Here is a 3,456-nt window from a genome sequence, read left to right on the forward strand (position 1 = left end):
GACCTGGTCCCGACGGAGGAGGGATCTGACGCTCCAGCGTCGATTAAGCGCCTCGGTAGGCTAACCGCCAACGCCGAGTCAGCATCGAGGAGCTGAGTCCGTGGGAGCGGACACAACGGCGTTCCCACGCTGGAGCGTGGGAACGAGCGCGGAATTTACAGATTTTATGTCCTAAAATTAGTATCTTAATTTTTAGACAGCCTCTTAGACATTGCGGCCAGCCTGCCGTCCCGTCCCTGAAGTCAGGTTACGCGATTCGATCCGAGTCCCTAAGACCCTCGTCCCAGCCGGGACCTGCCGCTTAAGAGGTAAGAAGATAATGATATACCCATGAAGGCGTCAAAACAGTTTTATAGCGTTTATCATAAATTTTACTTATTATGAGATTCGGATATCCTTGTTCTACGCCGGAGATTTCGGTATTTTGCGTCGGCGCGAGGGACGCAGGCGCAGACGCCGGTGGCCGAGTGTTCCATCGTAACCTCGAGTAGGATCAATCATGCAGGAGTAGAACCTATGCGAAAACACAGCCTCATCAAGCAATCGCTCGTCGGTCTAGGTGCCGCTATCGGACTCTGCCTATCCGGTGCCCTGACGGCGGCGGATACCATCAAGGTGGGCATCCTCCACTCGCTGTCCGGGACCATGGCCATCAGCGAGACCACCTTGAAGGACACCATGCTGATGCTCATCGACGAGCAAAACAAGCAGGGCGGCGTGCTGGGCAAGCAGCTGAAGCCGGTGGTCGTGGACCCGGCCTCCGATTGGCCCCTGTTCGCCGAAAAGGCCCGTGAGCTGCTCGAGCAGGAGAAGGTCGCGGTGGTATTCGGCTGTTGGACCTCGGTCTCCCGCAAATCCGTGCTCCCGGTGTTCGAAGAACTCAATGGCCTGCTCTTCTATCCGGTCCAGTACGAGGGCGAGGAGTCCTCCAAGAACGTCTTCTACACGGGTGCCGCGCCCAACCAGCAGGCCATCCCGGCGGTTGACTACCTGATGAAGGAAGTAGGCGTGAAGCGTTGGGTACTGGCGGGTACCGACTATGTCTACCCGCGCACCACCAACAAGATCCTCGAGGCCTATCTGAAACAAAAGGGCGTAGCCGAAGAGGACATCATGATCAGCTACACCCCCTTCGGTCACTCCGATTGGCAGTCCATCGTTGCCGACATCAAGAAGTTCGGGGCCAAGGGTAAACAGACGGCGGTGATCTCCACCATCAACGGCGATGCCAACGTGCCCTTTTACAAGGAGCTCGCAAACCAAGGCATCTCCGCGGAAGACATCCCGGTGATGGCCTTCTCGGTCGGTGAGCAGGAGCTGTCCGGAATCGACACCAAACCGTTGGTAGGCCACTTAGCCGCCTGGAACTACTTCATGAGCGTGGACGACCCGGCCAACCGGAAGTTCATCGCTACCTGGCACAAGTTCATCAAAGACAAGAAGCGCGTCACCAACGACCCGATGGAGGCCCACTACATCGGCTTCGACCTCTGGGTGAAGGCGGTGGAAAAGGCCGGCAGCACCGAGACCGACAAGGTTACCAAGGCCATCATCGGGTTGCAGACGTCGAATCTCACCGGTGGCAAGGCCAAAATGCTGGAGAACCACCACATCACCAAACCGGTCTTGATCGGCGAGATCCAGGAAGACGGCCAATTCGAGGTCGTCTGGCGGACGGAGAAGGAGATTCCGGGTGACCCCTGGTCCAAGTTCCTCTCCGGTTCCAAACAGGACGTCACCAAGGATTGAGTTGCGTCCATTCAAGAGCGATTCGGCGAACCGGACCCGTAGGGTGGGCTGTGCCCACCAAGTATTGTGCCTGCCCGGCGGGCACAACCTACCCTACGCCTATCCGGTGGGCACAGCCCACCCTACTCCATGGTAAGCACCAACTTACCCTCGGTATGGCCCGCCTCGATACGATTATGGGCGACGGCGACCTGCTCGAGCGGAAAGGTCTCGGAGACCTGGATGCGGAGCTCGCCGGAGTCGATCCACTGGGCGCAGCGGCGCAGGATCTCCCCTTGGTGTGCGCGCGCAGCGGGCTGTTCGCGCAGCATCGGTGCCAACATCCACTCGAAGCTGATACGCAGATTGCGGCCGCGGACCTCCTTCCAGTCCTGATCCGGGCCTGGCTGCAGGATGGTAACCAGGTTACCGCGGTAGGCCATGGCCGGTACGGTTTGGGCGAAGACCGCCGGCCCGACGGTGTCGAGTGCCATGTCCATGCCCTTACCCCCGGTCCAATCCATGACCGCTGCGACCAGGTCTTCCTCCTGGTAGTTGATCACGCATTCGGCACCGAGCGCCCGTACCAGTTCCGCCTTCCGTGGATTGCTGACCGTAGTGCATACTCGGGCACCGGCCAGCCGCGCTAGCTGGATCGCCACATGCCCGACCCCCCCGGCGCCGGCATGAATCAGCACTCGCTTGCCTTCAGCCAGGTCGGCATGATCGTAGAGGGCCTCCCAGGCCGTGATCAAGACCAGGGGGGCCGCGGCGGCGTGGATAAAGTCGAGGGTACGGGGCTTCGGCTGGGCGATGCCCTCGTCCACCAAGGCATACTCCGCATAGTTACCCTCGGGTCCGCCGAGACCGCCGTGACAGAACCAGACCGGGTCGCCAGGCTTGAAGCGCGAGACCCGCTCACCGACGGCCTCCACCACCCCGGCACCGTCGCAACCGAGCACCGCCGGCAGACCGTCCGGCACCAACACCCCGCGCGCGCGGAGCTTGGTATCGACAGGATTGATCCCGGCTGCCTTCAGGCGTACCAACAGGCCGGTGGGTGAGGAGAGCGCCGGTACCGCCCGTTCGGTCAGGGTCAGGACCTCAGGTTCGCCGGTTTTGCGCATTTCGATCACTTTCATTGTCTTGCCTCCGTCGCCTATGCTTTCATGGGTAGCGCCCCTTGAACCTCGACAGGCAATATTCCGACCAGGAGAAACACTATGCAAATCGAACACTGGGATCCGGCGCGCGACGGCGAGCTCACCGAGGCCAACATGCGCCGTAAGCTCCAGGCCCGCGGCTGCACCGTCAGCAAGTACGTCTATCCTCCGGGGACGCACTTCCCGGAGCACGACCACGGGGTCGACAAGATCGACGGCGTTCTCTCAGGGCGTTTCCGCATGGATTTGCAAGGGGGCAGCGCGATATTGGAGGCAGGTGACTTGCTGGCGGTTCCGAAACATGTCCTCCATAGTGCGGAAGTGGTAGGGGACGAACCCGTGGTCAGCCTGGACGCGATACGGACCACATGATGGGGCCGGCTCTGCTTGATAGTGTCGGAAGCAATCCTGATCGGAAGGTCCGCGCAGCGGACCCTACGCCGACCATCTGATTATTTGTCGGGTCCGCGGTGCAGACCGCTGGGATGTTGCGGCTATCTAGCCTGTGAAAACCGTTGGTTAGTGCAGATAACAACCGGAAACAGAACCACGGATGAACACGGAT

3 protein-coding genes are annotated in these 3,456 nt (G+C 60.4%); 2 read left to right on the forward strand and 1 reads right to left on the reverse strand.

The genetic code is table 11. From position 1 onward, the window contains the following. Positions 1 to 516 precede the first annotated feature (516 nt). The gene (gene urtA, locus BQ17_RS00100) at positions 517 to 1,749 is read left to right on the forward strand and encodes an urea ABC transporter substrate-binding protein (RefSeq protein WP_089723728.1); all 1,233 of its coding nucleotides are present in this window, start codon (positions 517 to 519) and stop codon (positions 1,747 to 1,749) included. A gap of 122 nt (positions 1,750 to 1,871) precedes the next feature. On the opposite strand, the gene BQ17_RS00105 is transcribed toward urtA, so the two are convergent. Then, a complete protein-coding gene (locus tag BQ17_RS00105; RefSeq protein WP_089723729.1) occupies positions 1,872 to 2,870 on the reverse strand; it encodes a zinc-dependent alcohol dehydrogenase family protein in 999 nt (332 codons plus the stop codon). Between the two features lie 81 nt (positions 2,871 to 2,951). On the opposite strand from BQ17_RS00105, the gene BQ17_RS00110 reads away from it, so the two are divergent. Then, complete coding sequence (locus tag BQ17_RS00110) at positions 2,952 to 3,263, forward strand: cupin domain-containing protein (RefSeq protein WP_089723730.1); 312 nt, start codon at positions 2,952 to 2,954, stop codon at positions 3,261 to 3,263. The last annotated feature ends 193 nt before the right edge of the window (positions 3,264 to 3,456 follow it).

The organism is Candidatus Thiosymbion oneisti (assembly GCF_900092655.1).
Classification (GTDB): domain Bacteria; phylum Pseudomonadota; class Gammaproteobacteria; order Chromatiales; family Chromatiaceae; genus Thiosymbion; species Thiosymbion oneisti.